This window comes from Roseibium sp., from assembly GCF_051016195.1.
Lineage (GTDB): Bacteria > Pseudomonadota > Alphaproteobacteria > Rhizobiales > Stappiaceae > Roseibium.
The window spans coordinates 6,013,598-6,028,325 of sequence record NZ_CP134616.1; the positions used below are offsets into that span (position 1 = coordinate 6,013,598).

At 59.9% G+C, this 14,728-nt stretch carries 10 protein-coding genes; 9 read left to right on the top strand and 1 reads right to left on the bottom strand.

The features are described from left to right. Positions 1-8 precede the first annotated feature (8 nt). The 6 genes from RDA78_RS27330 to RDA78_RS27355 all read left to right on the top strand — a co-directional run bounded on the left by RDA78_RS27330 (position 9) and on the right by RDA78_RS27355 (position 12,080). On the top strand, positions 9-1,532 hold the full coding sequence (locus tag RDA78_RS27330; RefSeq protein WP_434052899.1) for a sugar ABC transporter ATP-binding protein: 1,524 nt from the start codon (positions 9-11) through the stop codon (positions 1,530-1,532). Positions 1,533-1,534: 2 nt separating this feature from the next. Next, complete coding sequence (locus RDA78_RS27335) at positions 1,535-2,557, top strand: ABC transporter permease (RefSeq protein ID WP_434056222.1); 1,023 nt, start codon at positions 1,535-1,537, stop codon at positions 2,555-2,557. A 99-nt stretch (positions 2,558-2,656) separates the two neighbouring features. Beyond that, a complete protein-coding gene (locus RDA78_RS27340) occupies positions 2,657-3,613 on the top strand; it encodes a substrate-binding domain-containing protein (RefSeq protein WP_434052900.1) in 957 nt (318 codons plus the stop codon). An 83-nt stretch (positions 3,614-3,696) separates the two neighbouring features. Beyond that, positions 3,697-4,752 (top strand): sugar phosphate isomerase/epimerase family protein, encoded by a 1,056-nt coding sequence (locus RDA78_RS27345; protein WP_434052901.1) that lies wholly within the window; start codon positions 3,697-3,699, stop codon positions 4,750-4,752. Between the two features lie 197 nt (positions 4,753-4,949). After that, positions 4,950-6,110, top strand: a complete 1,161-nt coding sequence (locus tag RDA78_RS27350; RefSeq protein ID WP_434052902.1) for a Gfo/Idh/MocA family protein — start codon at positions 4,950-4,952, stop codon at positions 6,108-6,110. 621 nt (positions 6,111-6,731) lie between these two features. Then, positions 6,732-12,080: a LamG-like jellyroll fold domain-containing protein gene (locus tag RDA78_RS27355; RefSeq protein WP_434052903.1), complete on the top strand. Its 5,349-nt coding sequence runs from the start codon at positions 6,732-6,734 to the stop codon at positions 12,078-12,080. A 140-nt stretch (positions 12,081-12,220) separates the two neighbouring features. Here the strand turns inward: RDA78_RS27355 and RDA78_RS27360 are convergent, their stop codons facing one another. Then, positions 12,221-12,601, bottom strand: coding sequence for a hypothetical protein (locus RDA78_RS27360; RefSeq protein WP_434052904.1), 381 nt, complete (start codon positions 12,599-12,601; stop codon positions 12,221-12,223). Positions 12,602-12,811: 210 nt separating this feature from the next. On the opposite strand from RDA78_RS27360, the gene RDA78_RS27365 reads away from it, so the two are divergent. From RDA78_RS27365 to pqqC, 3 genes are read left to right on the top strand one after another with little or no spacing between them, the layout of a single operon-like run. Then, positions 12,812-12,910: a pyrroloquinoline quinone precursor peptide PqqA gene (locus tag RDA78_RS27365; protein WP_306140579.1), complete on the top strand. Its 99-nt coding sequence runs from the start codon at positions 12,812-12,814 to the stop codon at positions 12,908-12,910. Between the two features lie 23 nt (positions 12,911-12,933). Continuing rightward, on the top strand, positions 12,934-13,875 hold the full coding sequence (gene pqqB / locus RDA78_RS27370; protein WP_434052905.1) for a pyrroloquinoline quinone biosynthesis protein PqqB: 942 nt from the start codon (positions 12,934-12,936) through the stop codon (positions 13,873-13,875). Beyond that, positions 13,872-14,714 carry a pyrroloquinoline-quinone synthase PqqC gene (gene pqqC, locus RDA78_RS27375; protein WP_434052906.1) on the top strand — a complete coding sequence of 281 codons (843 nt, stop codon included), beginning with the start codon at positions 13,872-13,874 and terminating at the stop codon, positions 14,712-14,714. Before pqqB ends, pqqC begins: the two co-directional genes overlap by 4 nt. Positions 14,715-14,728 lie beyond the last annotated feature (14 nt).

Below are 14,728 nucleotides of genomic sequence, written 5' to 3' on the forward strand. Positions count from 1 at the left end.
AACTGCGGATGGAGATCGCGGCGTCCGCTTCGGCGGCGGTGATTGAAGCTGTCAATATCAGCAAATCATTCGGACCTGTGCCGGTTCTGTTCAGCGTGAGCATGGATGTTCGCGCCGGTGAGGTGCACGCGCTGATCGGCGAGAACGGCGCCGGAAAATCCACACTGATGAAGATCCTTTCCGGTTTCCACGATCCGACATCCGGTCAGATCCGCCTCGACGGCAAGACGACCGAATTGCCGCCGAATGGAGGCGCAGAACAACTCGGCATCGTTCTCATTCACCAGGAACTCAACCTCGCCGAGCAGATGACCGTTGAGGAAAACGTGTTCCTCGGACGGGAAACCCGTTCACGCGGTTTTCTGGACCGGGCCGGCATGCGCCGGACCGTGCAAAAGTATCTCGACGAGATCGGTCTCGACATCTCGCCCGCAGACCGGATTTCAGACCTGACGATTGCCCAGAAGCAGATGGTCGAAATCGTGAAGGCGGTCAGCCGGAATGCACGTATCCTGATCATGGATGAGCCGACCGCTGTGCTGACCGAGGAAGAAACCGACGTGTTCTTCCGGCAAGTGGAAAAGCTGAAAGCCGGCGGTGTCGGCATCGTCTTCGTTTCACACAAGCTCAACGAGGTGAAGGCGATTGCCGACCGGATCACGATCCTGAGGGACGGTCAGTGGATCGACACGCGCCCATCCAGCGATCTGACCCCGGACACGATGGCCCAGATGATGGTGGGGCGGGAACTGTCCGATCTTTATCCTCCCATGCACGAGGCTGATGTCGACGCTGATCTCGTCCTTGAAGTCGAGAACCTCAGGGCCCCCGGTGTCCATGATGTCAGCTTCGGCTTGCGCAAGGGTGAAATTCTGGGGTTTTCCGGCCTGATCGGTTCCGGGCGCACAGCCGTCTTTGAAGCCATTTGCGGGCTCGCACCGGTCGAGAACGGCACCGTTAGCCTTTTCGGACACAAGGTCGGTGCCATGACCGTTGCACAGGCGCGCGACTCCGGTCTCGCCTACCTGACCAAGGACAGGAAGGAAAAAGGGCTGCTTCTAGACAAGCAAATGCAGCCGAACCTGACACTGTTCGCCTTGCCGAAATTCGTGAAAAATCTTGCAGTGAACCAGAGGGCTGAGGAAAAGGCGCTTGAACGCGCCATTCGCCGCTTTGATGTGCGCGCCCGCGATCCCAATGTGACCGTGGGCAAGCTCTCGGGCGGTAACCAGCAGAAGCTGCTGCTCGCCAAGATCATGGAATGCGATCCGAAGATCGTCATCATCGACGAGCCGACACGGGGCATTGATGTCGGTACCAAGCAGCAGATCTACCACTTCATCGCCGCGCTCGCCGCCGAAGGTTTCTCCGTCGTCGTGATCTCATCGGAAATGCCGGAAATCATCGGCATCTGCCACCGGGTGGCCGTGATGCGCGAGGGCCAGATTACCGGTGTTCTGACCGGCGACCACATCAATGAAAACGAAATCATGCGCTACGCCGCCGGGCTGAAACGGGAGGAACTCCATTGACCATGATGACCGCATCTGAAGACGGAGAGGCAAAAGCCACCAAGAAGATCGCCGTCGATTTCAAGACACTTGGCCCCGCCCTCGCCCTGTTGCTGCTTTGCGTGATCGGATACCTGCTCAATCCGGCCTTTGCGAGCGAAGGCAACCTCACCAATCTGCTGACCCGTTCCGCCTTCATCGGCATCATCGCGGTCGGCGCGACCTTCGTCATTACCGCGGGCGGCATCGACCTGTCCGTCGGATCGATGGCGGCGGCCATTTCGGGCGTCATGATCATCGTCATGAACAACGCGGTAGAGACGCTGGGAACAGGCGTTCCGACGGTCCTGCTCGGATGCGGGCTTGCGATCCTGCTCGGGATCGGCGCCGGCTGGATCAACGGCGCGCTGACAACAAAGGGCAAGATCGAGGCCTTTATCGTCACGCTCGGCACAATGGGCATCTACCGTTCGCTGGTGACCTATTTCGCCGATGGCGGGACCTTGTCGCTCGATTTTGACATCCGCGGAACCTACCGCCCGGTCTATTACGACAGTTTCCTGGGGCTGCCCTTCCCTGTCTGGGTGTTCATAGGCGTCGCCATCTGCGGCTGGCTGCTGCTGAACCGGACCGCGTTCGGACGCTACTGCACCGCTATCGGATCCAACGAAGCCGTCGCGAAATACTCGGCCATCAATGTCGATCGCGTGAAGACGCTGACCTACATCATCCAGGGCCTGTGCGTCTCCTTCGCCACGATCATCTACGTCCCCCGGCTCGGATCGGCCTCCGCATCCACCGGCGTTCTGTGGGAACTGGAGGCAATTGCGGCCGTGATCATTGGCGGGACCGTTCTGAAAGGCGGCTACGGCCGGATCGGGGGCACGATCCTGGGTGCTCTCATCCTGACGACGATCGGCAACATTTTGAACTTCACCGACATGATCTCGAACTATCTCAACGGAACGATGCAGGGCTTGATCATTATTGTCGCGGTGCTCCTGCAGCGAAGTGACTGGAAATTCGGCAAGAAACCCAAATCCTGACGGTCTGATTTCTACCCATTGGGGCCCGTCCCCTGCAAGGAACCGGTTCGCACCGGACGGGAGAGGTGCGTTCGAACGGAAGCAATTGAGGAGGAAACAATGCTCTGGAAAACAACACTTGGAATGATGGCGGTTACAAGCATGCTGGCCTTTGCCGGCCCGGCAACCGCCGAAGACAAGATCAAGATCGGCGTCAGCTATCCGACACCGACCCACGCCTGGGCAGCCGGCATGAACTGGCACGCGGAACAGGCCGAAAAACGCCTTGAGGCGCTCCACCCGGATGTGGATCTGATCCTGGTCAACTCGCCCGATCCAGGCGCACAGGCGAGCGCCCTTGAGGATCTCGTGTCCGTTCACCAGATCGACGCCCTTGTGGTTCTGCCGTTCGAGTCGGAGCCTCTGACCGATCCCGTTCTCAACGTGAAGAAATCGGGAGCCTGGATCACCGTTGTCGACAGAGGCCTCAGCCAGCCCGGCATCGAAGATCTTTATGTTGCCGGCAACAATCCGGAACTCGGCCGCGTATCGGCGCAGTACATGAAGGGCCGCCTCAAGGACGGGGACAACATCGTCGTACTGCGCGGCATTCCGACTGTCATCGACAATGAACGCTTCGACGCGTTCATGGCCGAAATCGAAGGTTCGGGAATCAACGTGCTGGATCACAAGCATGCCAACTGGAACCGTGACGACGGCTTCGAGGTCATGCAGGATTTCCTCTCGCGCTTTCCCGACATCGATGCCGTGTGGGCGCAGGACGATGACATCGCGATCGGTGTCGTGGCCGCTCTCAAGCAGGCCGGCCGGGACGGCAACGGCATGTTCGTTGTCGGCGGCGCCGGCATGAAGGAGATCATCAAGGGCATCATGGACGGCGATGAACTGATCCCGGTCAACGTGCTTTACCCGCCTGCCATGATCGCCACCGCCATGGACGCAACAGTGAATGCAGTGAAGTCGAACGGACCCGTCGCGGGCCGCTACATTCTAGGCGCGACCCTGATCACCCGCGACAACGCCGAGAGCTACTACTTCCCGGACTCTCCGTTCTAAGCACCGTCACCAACCTGGCCGGGGTCTTCTGCGATGGGATCCCGGCCCTTTTTCAATCAGCCTGCCGCCGTGGGGAGACCATCATGAAAACCATCAAGGGCCCTGCCCTGTTCCTTGCTCAGTTCGCCGGTGAAGAAGCCCCTTTCGATTCCTGGGACAGCATCACGAAATGGGCCGCCGACTGCGGCTATGCCGGTGTTCAGATACCGAGTTGGGACACACGCCTGATCGATCTCTCCAAAGCCGCCAGTTCCAAGTCCTATTGCGAAGAGCTTGCAGGCACAGCAAGAGAGAACGGCGTCGAGATCACCGAACTGTCGACCCACCTCCAGGGCCAGCTGGTAGCCGTTCATCCGGCCTATGACGCGGCGTTTGATGGTTTTGCCGCTCCCGAAGTCCGGGGCAATCCGTTCGCCCGGCAAGCCTGGGCCGTGGACCAGGTCAAACTGGCGCTGGCCGCAAGCCGAAACCTCGGCATCGGCGCGCATGCAACCTTCTCCGGAGCCCTCGCCTGGCCTTATCTTTATCCCTGGCCGCAACGGCCGGCGGGCCTCATTGAAACGGCGTTTGACGAACTGGCCAAACGCTGGCGGCCGATCCTCGACTTTGCAGACGAAATGGGTGTGGACGTCTGCTACGAGATCCATCCGGGGGAAGATCTGCACGACGGGATAACTTTCGAGATGTTCCTTGACCGCGTGGATGCGCACCCGCGCTGCAAGATGCTCTACGATCCGTCCCACTATGTTCTTCAGTGCCTGGACTATCTCGACAATCTGGATATCTACGAGGAGAGGATCGGCATGTTCCACGTCAAGGATGCCGAGTTCAATCCGACAGGCCGCCAGGGTGTCTACGGCGGGTACGCGTCCTGGGTTGACCGTGCCGGCCGGTTCCGTTCTCTCGGAGACGGACAGGTCGATTTCGGCGCGGTTTTCTCGAAGATGGCTGCGAACGACTTCGATGGCTGGGCCGTGGTCGAGTGGGAATGCTGCCTGAAACATCCGGAGGATGGCGCGCGCGAGGGAGCGGCTTTCGTCAGGGATCACATTATCAGGGTGACTGAAAAAGCCTTTGACGATTTCGCGGATGGCGGTACCGATGATGCGGCGAACAGGCAGATGCTGGGCATAGGCTAGGCCATGCCCCCCAGGGCAACAGGGTGCAGGCTTGACGCCTCTAAAGACCGGAAACAAGAAACGCAGCGGCCTCTCCCGACAGGCCGCGCTTTTACACAGCCTCTCGAGCAATTGCTCCGGAAGAGGTTCTTATGTAGAAATGTAATCGATTACAGAACACTTGCCCGCGCACACGAAGGGCAAACTGGAGGAGCAGAATGTCCATAGAAGGAAAAGACAATCCGCAGTCGAGACCAATCCGTCTCGGCATGGTCGGTGGCGGCAAGGATGCCTTTATCGGTGCGGTTCACCGCATCGCGTCCAGGATCGATGGACGCTACGAACTGGTTGCAGGCGCGCTCTCTTCGACGCCGGAAAAGGCCGTGGAATCGGGCCATGCGCTCGGCCTGAAACAGGACCGGATCTACGCGGACTTTGAGGAAATGGCCAAGCGCGAGGCGCGCCTGAAGGATGGCATCGAAGCCGTCGCCATCGTCACGCCCAACCACGTCCACTATCCGGCGGCAAAGGCATTTCTGAAGCGCGGCATCCACGTGATCTGCGACAAACCTCTGACGTCAACGCTGGCAGATGCCAAGAAACTGGTCAAAGCGGCCGAGAGTTCCGATGCTCTCTTCTTCCTGACGCACAATTACACAGGCTACCCGATGGTACGGCAGGCGCGCGAGATGGTTCAAAGCGGCGATCTGGGCACTATCCGGGTGGTTCAGGTTGAATATCCGCAGGACTGGCTGACCATAGAACAGAGCAACAAGCAGGCGGACTGGCGCACCGACCCGGCCCGTTCCGGTGCGGGCGGATCGACAGGCGATATCGGCACACATGCCTATAATCTCGCCTGTTTCATCACCGGCCAGGCCGCCGAAAGCCTCGCCGCGGACCTTCAATCCTTCGTGTCCGGACGCCAGGTCGACGATAACGGCCACGTCATGCTGCGCTATGCGAGTGGTGCGCGCGGCATGCTCTGGTGTTCCCAGGTCGCACCGGGAAACGAAAACAATCTCAAGATCCGCGTCTATGGAGACAAAGGCGGTCTCGAGTGGCATCAGGAGAACCCGAACTACCTCCATGTCACGCCCTTCGGAGAACCCAAACGCATCATCACGCGCGCAGGTGCCGGCATGCTGGACAGTGTCGCCCCGGCAACCCGTATTCCTCCGGGCCATCCGGAAGGCTATCTGGAGGGCTTTGCCAATCTCTACAATGATGCGGCCGATGTGATCCGGGCGCAGCAGGCAGGCAAGAAGATGGACTCGCTTGTGCCGGGCATCAGCGACGGTCTCGCCGGTGTCCAGTTCGTCGACGCCTGCGTCCGATCTTCTGCGAGGAATGCCGCCTGGGTGAAACTGGAAAGCTGAAGCACCCGCCATTGATGCAGCATGGGCAATGAATCCGCGGCCTGCGAAACAGAATCGGATACGGTTCGTTTTGCAGGCCGTCGCATGTCAGACAGCATGAACCACACGCTTCATTTTGTTGGTAATGCGCGATGCGGCTCGTTTCCCGGTTGTATTTGGTGTTTCGCCGCACGCCTGAAATGTACCCTCTGTAACGCATGGCAAAATGCAACCCGCATGCAACCAAGCTAAAATTCAATTGATAAATTTAATAGAAAAGAGCCTGAAAAAAGACTTACTGAACATCCTGTTCGGGCGGCCTGAAGTTTAAGCCAAAATTAAGTAATAATCGCCCATCCGACAGCAACGAGGATGACCACTCCTCGTCATTTTTCACATTAATTCCAAGGTCTTCATGATTTTTGGCGAATCGTCATTTTTACTTGCGTTACTTGAGACAGATTTTTTTCAAATTATTGCATCTTTTTTGCCTTATTTGACCTGATTTTTTGTCAAATTGTCGCGAATACATTAAGCGCACAAGAACAAATCACCCACCAAATCGCTTGGACACAATCGCTAAAAATGCCGAAGCGTACTTCGGCGGAATGGGCCTTATTTGCCCGCTTAGGGGAGCCAAGCATGCCAACGATAAGATCGACCACCGTTCCGGCCACAGTCTTTGCCATTGCGGGGGCGACGGAGTTTTCCGGGGACAGGGGCGACTACCTTGATGCGGGCAACGCGGCAGCGCTGTCGCTTGAGGCGGGCACCATCGCGCTGACCTTCAATGCCGATCATGTGTGGGGCAGCCAGGCCCTCTTTTCCAAGGACGGCAGCGGCTATGACGATGGCGGGCACCTGACCGTCTGGCTCAAGGACGGGCGCATCATCGTCCGCCAGCAGAGCGACGACAGCACCGAGTATCTCAAGGTCCCGGACCTGACCATCGAAAAAGGCACCGACTATCACTTCGCCGTCTCCTTTGGCGAGGACGGCCTCAATGTCTATGTCAACGGACAGCTCTTTGCGGCAGAGCCGGAGATGAAGCAGGGCATGGACATGAACGAGCGCTCCTTCCTGGTCGGCGCCTCCGGTGCCTGGCGCTCCAGCGACAGCAAGACCGCCAGCCAGCAGTTCAAGGGCACCATCTCAGACGTCATGGTCTTCGACGAACAGGTCGGGGGCGAGGCCATGGCAGCGCTGGCAGGCGAGGTCGACCCGGCATTTGAGGCCGATGCCCTGGCCGCCCTTGCCCAGGACGACCTGATGCCTGCCTTCCAGCAGCTCCATCACGGCTCGGACGAGGCCAAGGCGCTCGCCATGGCCTACGGCTTCAACCACATGGGCGAGATGACCGCCAACGCCGCCTATCAGGAGGGAACCGACCAGGGCGAGACCATCGAGGGAACCGACGGGGCCGATGCCATCAATGCCGGGCTCGGCGACGACACCGTCAACGGCAACGATGGCAACGACATCCTCCAGGGCTCTTACGGCAACGACATTCTCAACGGAGGCGACGGCAACGACGTCATCGACGGCGGCCACGGCGAGGACATTCTCAACGGCGGCGCGGGCAACGACCTGCTCATCTCCCAGTCCGACGGACGCGAGGGACCCGTTGCCTACGATCCGGACCGCGACGAGGGCGATCCGGACAATGAACTCACCGACGGAAAGCTCTATCCCGACCAGCCGATCCCCGCCGACGACGTCATGACCGGCGGACTGGGAGCAGACACCTTCTACTTCCAGACACTCATCAACGCCAAGGCCCGCTTCATCGAGGAACACACACAGGATGACGGCACCATCAGGTGGCATGGCGTCGCCGGCGAGAACGACGACATCCACAATCACTGGGTCGACGTCATCGGCGACGACATCATCACCGACTTCAGCCGCGCGGAAGGCGACAGCATCCTGATCGAGGGCCACACCACAAAGATCAGATCCATCACCTATGGCGACACCAACAATGACGGTATCGTCGATCACTCCGTCATCGCCCTTTATTCCGACCAGGGATCGGGCGGCGGCGCACACGCAAATGACGACCTGGGAACCATCACCGTCTATGGCGACCTGATCACCCTCTCCGATATCTCCACAACAGCAAAACCGGCCTACGGCATCGTCAGGTCCATCGCAGATATCGACGAGGCCATCAAACCCATCGAGATGGGAACAGACCGCGGCGAGATCGCACCGCCCAGTGACATCCCCACTCAGGACGACCTCCCCCTCCCAGAAGGCATGACACCCGTCTTTGCAATCGCGGGGGCGACGGAGTTTTCCGGGGACAGGGGCGACTACCTTGATGCGGGCAACGCGGCAGCGCTGTCGCTTGAGGCGGGCACCATCGCGCTGACCTTCAATGCCGATCATGTGTGGGGCAGCCAAGCCCTCTTTTCCAAGGACGGCAGCGGCTATGACGATGGCGGGCACCTGACCGTCTGGCTCAAGGACGGGCGCATCATCGTCCGCCAGCAGAGCGACGACAGCACCGAGTATCTCAAGGTTCCGGACCTGACCATCGAAAAAGGCACCGACTATCACTTCGCCGTCTCCTTTGGCGAGGACGGCCTCAATGTCTATGTCAACGGACAGCTCTTTGCGGCAGAGCCGGAGATGAAGCAGGGCATGGACATGAACGAGCGCTCCTTCCTGGTCGGCGCCTCCGGTGCCTGGCGCTCCAGCGACAGCAAGACCGCCAGCCAGCAGTTCAAGGGCACCATCTCAGACGTCATGGTCTTCGACGAACAGGTCGGGGGCGAGGCCATGGCAGCGCTGGCAGGCGAGGTCGACCCGGCATTTGAGGCCGATGCCCTGGCCGCCCTTGCCCAGGACGACCTGATGCCTGCCTTCCAGCAGCTCCATCACGGCTCGGACGAGGCCAAGGCGCTCGCCATGGCCTACGGCTTCAACCACATGGGCGAGATGACCGCCAACGCCGCCTATCAGGAGGGAACCGACCAGGGCGAGACCATCGAGGGAACCGACGGGGCCGATGCCATCAATGCCGGGCTCGGCGACGACACCGTCAACGGCAACGATGGCAACGACATCCTCCAGGGCTCTTACGGCAACGACATTCTCAACGGAGGCGACGGCAACGACGTCATCGACGGCGGCCACGGCGAGGACATTCTCAACGGCGGCGCGGGCAACGACCTGCTCATCTCCCAGTCCGACGGACGCGAGGGACCCGTTGCCTACGATCCGGACCGCGACGAGGGCGATCCGGACAATGAACTCACCGACGGAAAGCTCTATCCCGACCAGCCGATCCCCGCCGACGACGTCATGACCGGCGGACTGGGAGCAGACACCTTCTACTTCCAGACACTCATCAACGCCAAGGCCCGCTTCATCGAGGAACACACACAGGATGACGGCACCATCAGGTGGCATGGCGTCGCCGGCGAGAACGACGACATCCACAATCACTGGGTCGACGTCATCGGCGACGACATCATCACCGACTTCAGCCGCGCGGAAGGCGACAGCATCCTGATCGAGGGCCACACCACAAAGATCAGATCCATCACCTATGGCGACACCAACAATGACGGTATCGTCGATCACTCCGTCATCGCCCTTTATTCCGACCAGGGATCGGGCGGCGGCGCACACGCAAATGACGACCTGGGAACCATCACCGTCTATGGCGACCTGATCACCCTCTCCGATATCTCCACAACAGCAAAACCGGCCTACGGCATCGTCAGGTCCATCGCAGATATCGACGAGGCCATCAAACCCATCGAGATGGGAACAGACCGCGGCGAGATCGCACCGCCCAGTGACATCCCCACTCAGGACGACCTCCCCCTCCCAGAAGGCATGACACCCGTCTTTGCAATTGCGGGGGCGACGGAGTTTTCCGGGGACAGGGGCGACTACCTTGATGCGGGCAACGCGGCAGCGCTGTCGCTTGAGGCGGGCACCATCGCGCTGACCTTCAATGCCGATCATGTGTGGGGCAGCCAGGCCCTCTTTTCCAAGGACGGCAGCGGCTATGACGATGGCGGGCACCTGACCGTCTGGCTCAAGGACGGGCGCATCATCGTCCGCCAGCAGAGCGACGACAGCACCGAGTATCTCAAGGTCCCGGACCTGACCATCGAAAAAGGCACCGACTATCACTTCGCCGTCTCCTTTGGCGAGGACGGCCTCAATGTCTATGTCAACGGACAGCTCTTTGCGGCAGAGCCGGAGATGAAGCAGGGCATGGACATGAACGAGCGCTCCTTCCTGGTCGGCGCCTCCGGTGCCTGGCGCTCCAGCGACAGCAAGACCGCCAGCCAGCAGTTCAAGGGCACCATCTCAGACGTCATGGTCTTCGACGAACAGGTCGGGGGCGAGGCCATGGCAGCGCTGGCAGGCGAGGTCGACCCGGCATTTGAGGCCGATGCCCTGGCCGCCCTTGCCCAGGACGACCTGATGCCTGCCTTCCAGCAGCTCCATCACGGCTCGGACGAGGCCAAGGCGCTCGCCATGGCCTACGGCTTCAACCACATGGGCGAGATGACCGCCAACGCCGCCTATCAGGAGGGAACCGACCAGGGCGAGACCATCGAGGGAACCGACGGGGCCGATGCCATCAATGCCGGGCTCGGCGACGACACCGTCAACGGCAACGATGGCAACGACATCCTCCAGGGCTCTTACGGCAACGACATTCTCAACGGAGGCGACGGCAACGACGTCATCGACGGCGGCCACGGCGAGGACATTCTCAACGGCGGCGCGGGCAACGACCTGCTCATCTCCCAGTCCGACGGACGCGAGGGACCCGTTGCCTACGATCCGGACCGCGACGAGGGCGATCCGGACAATGAACTCACCGACGGAAAGCTCTATCCCGACCAGCCGATCCCCGCCGACGACGTCATGACCGGCGGACTGGGAGCAGACACCTTCTACTTCCAGACACTCATCAACGCCAAGGCCCGCTTCATCGAGGAACACACACAGGATGACGGCACCATCAGGTGGCATGGCGTCGCCGGCGAGAACGACGACATCCACAATCACTGGGTCGACGTCATCGGCGACGACATCATCACCGACTTCAGCCGCGCGGAAGGCGACAGCATCCTGATCGAGGGCCACACCACAAAGATCAGATCCATCACCTATGGCGACACCAACAATGACGGTATCGTCGATCACTCCGTCATCGCCCTTTATTCCGACCAGGGATCGGGCGGCGGCGCACACGCAAATGACGACCTGGGAACCATCACCGTCTATGGCGACCTGATCACCCTCTCCGATATCTCCACAACAGCAAAACCGGCCTACGGCATCGTCAGGTCCATCGCAGATATCGACGAGGCCATCAAACCCATCGAGATGGGAACAGACCGCGGCGAGATCGCACCGCCCAGTGACATCCCCACTCAGGACGACCTCCCCCTCCCAGAAGGCATGACACCCGTCTTTGCAATCGCGGGCGACATGAAATTCGATGGCACACGCGATGGCCAGATTGCCGTCGAACATTCACAGGATTTGGAAATCGCGGAGGGCACGATCGCGTTTTCGTTCAAGGCCGATACAATCAGCGGCTGGGACGCGCTGTTCTCCAAAGATGCGAGCGGTTACGTCACCGGCGGCCATCTCACGGCCTTTGTGACCGAGGACGGCGACATCAAAGTGCGCTTTCAGGATGAAACCAGTTCGCTCTGGCTCAAGGCGGAAGATGTCTTCGAAGTCGGCAAGGAACACGACTTCGCCTTCACGTTCGGCGACGACGGCGCGATCCTTTATGTCGACGGAGTTGCCGTTGCTCGGGATGATGATTTCGAATCCAACTGGCTCGGGAACGAGGAATATCTGATGATCGGCGCAAACGGCTGGAGCAGCCCGACCGGTGAAATCGGCTGGACCGGCAACCAATTCGACGGTGTCATTTCAGACTTCGCGGTTCTGGACGAACAAATCGATGCGGACCAGATAAGAGACGACCTGTTCGTCTGACCGTGACCGCGCCAACGGTGCCGGTAACTGCGACCGCCTCTGCCGTATCCAGTTGCAGAGGCGGTTCCAACGCGACTGGGGCGACGCGATTGGGGCGACGCGGCCGGGAAGCCGGAGAACTTCTACCCCCTTTCCATCACCTAGAGACCGTTCTGCGAGATGAACTGACCGAGTTCGGTGTCACAAAAGGACTTTTCCGGCCTCAATCCGTAGTCCTTGAGCCGCGTCACCAGAATGACACCGTTCAGATTGGCGGTGTAAAGATCAGCCCCCTGTTCGGCATCAAAATCAAAAAGGTCTTTTTTGGGCTCCTGATGACCGCACAGGACAGACAGGCCCTTGACGAACGCAGCAACCTCGGTCTGCTTGACAAGTTCCAGCCTTTCGATCCGACTGGCAAGGTTATCTTCGGCCGCCAGTTCCAGTCTGGCGATCCGTTCAGAGAGCTGATTGGTGACGTAAAGAGTTCCGGTGAAAAGCAGCGCGATCACTGCCAGCGCGGTGTACCAGACAAGTTTCACTTGTGTCTCCGTATCTGGAAGGTCCCCGCAACCGCCATGCAACCAGACGTCGCCTCGTTTTTCAACTCCTACTTTCAATTTCCGGGAACGTGCAGCCGCGCCTTGCCAAGCCCGCCGGGCCTGCAGCGATACCGGCACCAAAGTACCGGTTACATATCCGGGCGCACATGTTAGATTTTGAGCGCGAAAATCGCTTAGAGGAGGAAAAACATGAAAACCTGGAAAAAGCCGTCCACGAAAGCAACCGAAGCCGGTTTCGAAGTCACGCGCTACATGCCCGCCGAAATCGGCACCTGCAAGCGCAAGTAATTCGCGGCTAAGCAAGAGCCACGATGAAAATCAGGGTTCTGGGTGCGGCAGCCGGAGGCGGCTTCCCGCAGTGGAATTGTAATGCGCCTCTCAGCCGCGCGGTTCGTGAAAACCGGCCCGGGTTCCTAGCCAGAACGCAGTCCAGCATCGCTGCGAGTGCCGATGGCCGGAACTGGGCCGTTTTCAATGCATCTCCGGACATCCGACAGCAGATCGCCGCAACGCCGGAACTGCAGCCCTCCGCCGATGCACCGTTGCGGTCGACCCCGATCAAGGTCGTCGTTCTCACGAACGCGGACGTCGATCACATCGCGGGTCTGCTGTCCTTGCGCGAGCGGGAGCCGTTCACGCTCTACGCAACGCGACGGGTTCTCGATACACTGGCATCCAACAGCATCTTTCAGGTGCTCAATCCGGATTATGTCGAACGCCGCGAGCTGGCGCTTGAGGGTATAACCGACCTTCACGGCCCAGATGGTTCGATCGGACTTACCATTGAGACTTTCAGCGTTCCGGGAAAGGTCGCACTGTTTCTCGAGGACCCGGACAAGAAGGATTTCGGCACATCCGGCGGAGACACGATCGGCCTCGCGATCCGCCAAAACGCACAAGCCGGCCAGCCTCACAAAACACTGTTCTATGTGCCGGGCTGTGCGGCAATCGAAGACGCGTTCAAACGACGGATCTCCGGCGGAGGGTGCCTGATGTTCGACGGGACCGTGTTCGAAAACGATGAAATGGCCCGCACCGGTGTTGGCTCGAAAACCGGTGCACGCATGGGTCATCTTGCCATGAGCGGGCCGGAGGGCAGCCTGGCGGGCCTGGCCGACGTCGATCTGAAGCGACGTGTCTTCATCCATATCAACAACACCAACCCTGTCCTCGACCCGCAGTCCGGCGAAGCATCTGCGGTCCGGGCCGCCGGCTGGGAAATCGCCCATGACGGAATGGAGCTGGAGTTATGACTGATCTTGCCCTTTCTCATCCCGCTGCTCCTTCGCAGACGATCGGCAGCGGTGTCCCGGAGACGGCAGCGGATACCATCAGGGCGCATGGCAAGCTGCTCTCGCCGGCCGAATTGACCGACGTTTTGCGAACGGCGGGTTTCGACCGCTACCATATCCATCATCCGTTCCATAAAATGATGAATGCGGGTGAACTCAGCAAGGCTCAGATGCAGGCCTGGGCCCTCAACCGCTTCTGCTACCAGGACGCCATACCCAAGAAAGACAGCATCATCCTGTCACGCTCTGACGACCCTGCGTTCCGGCGTGAATGGATCAAGCGTATCGTCGATCACGACGGCAGTGACAGCCTTGAACAGGATGGCGGCATAAAGCGATGGCTCAAGCTCGCGGAAGGGCTGGGCCTCGATACCGGTATGGTGCGCTCGCGCAGATACGCCCTGCCTGCAACGCGATACGCCGTCGGCGCCTATCTCGATCTTGTTTCAAATTCGTCGCTGCTAGTTGCCGTCGCCTCTTCCCTGACAGAGCTGTTCTCGCCGGTCGCAATCGGTGAACGCGTGCCCGCGATGCTCGCCCGATACGACTATATCACCGAGGACACGCTGGCCTATTTCACACCACGGCTGAAACAGGCTCCACGGGATGCGGAACACGCGCTTTCACTCGTGATTGCTTGGGCGGACACGCCGGACAAGCAGGCCGATGCGGTCGACGCCCTCCTTGCCAAGTGCGACCTGTTGTGGGCGATGCTGGACGCGCTCCAGCACGCCTACGTTTCACCCGGCAGCATTCCGCCCGGTGCGTTCTGCCCGCGCGAGGAAGACACGAGACAATAAAGGTGGCGGCAGGC

Excerpts from the sequence above, each read along its gene's own strand:
- RDA78_RS27335 (WP_434056222.1), top strand. The coding sequence starts at position 1,535 with ATGATGACCGCATCTGAAGACGGAGAGGCAAAAGCCACCAAGAAGATC.
- pqqB (WP_434052905.1), top strand. The coding sequence starts at position 12,934 with ATGAAAATCAGGGTTCTGGGTGCGGCAGCCGGAGGCGGCTTCCCGCAG.
- pqqC (WP_434052906.1), top strand. The coding sequence starts at position 13,872 with ATGACTGATCTTGCCCTTTCTCATCCCGCTGCTCCTTCGCAGACGATC.
- RDA78_RS27340 (WP_434052900.1), top strand. The coding sequence starts at position 2,657 with ATGCTCTGGAAAACAACACTTGGAATGATGGCGGTTACAAGCATGCTG.
- RDA78_RS27330 (WP_434052899.1), top strand. The coding sequence starts at position 9 with ATGGAGATCGCGGCGTCCGCTTCGGCGGCGGTGATTGAAGCTGTCAAT.
- RDA78_RS27355 (WP_434052903.1), top strand. The coding sequence starts at position 6,732 with ATGCCAACGATAAGATCGACCACCGTTCCGGCCACAGTCTTTGCCATT.
- RDA78_RS27365 (WP_306140579.1), top strand. The coding sequence starts at position 12,812 with ATGAAAACCTGGAAAAAGCCGTCCACGAAAGCAACCGAAGCCGGTTTC.
- RDA78_RS27345 (WP_434052901.1), top strand. The coding sequence starts at position 3,697 with ATGAAAACCATCAAGGGCCCTGCCCTGTTCCTTGCTCAGTTCGCCGGT.
- RDA78_RS27350 (WP_434052902.1), top strand. The coding sequence starts at position 4,950 with ATGTCCATAGAAGGAAAAGACAATCCGCAGTCGAGACCAATCCGTCTC.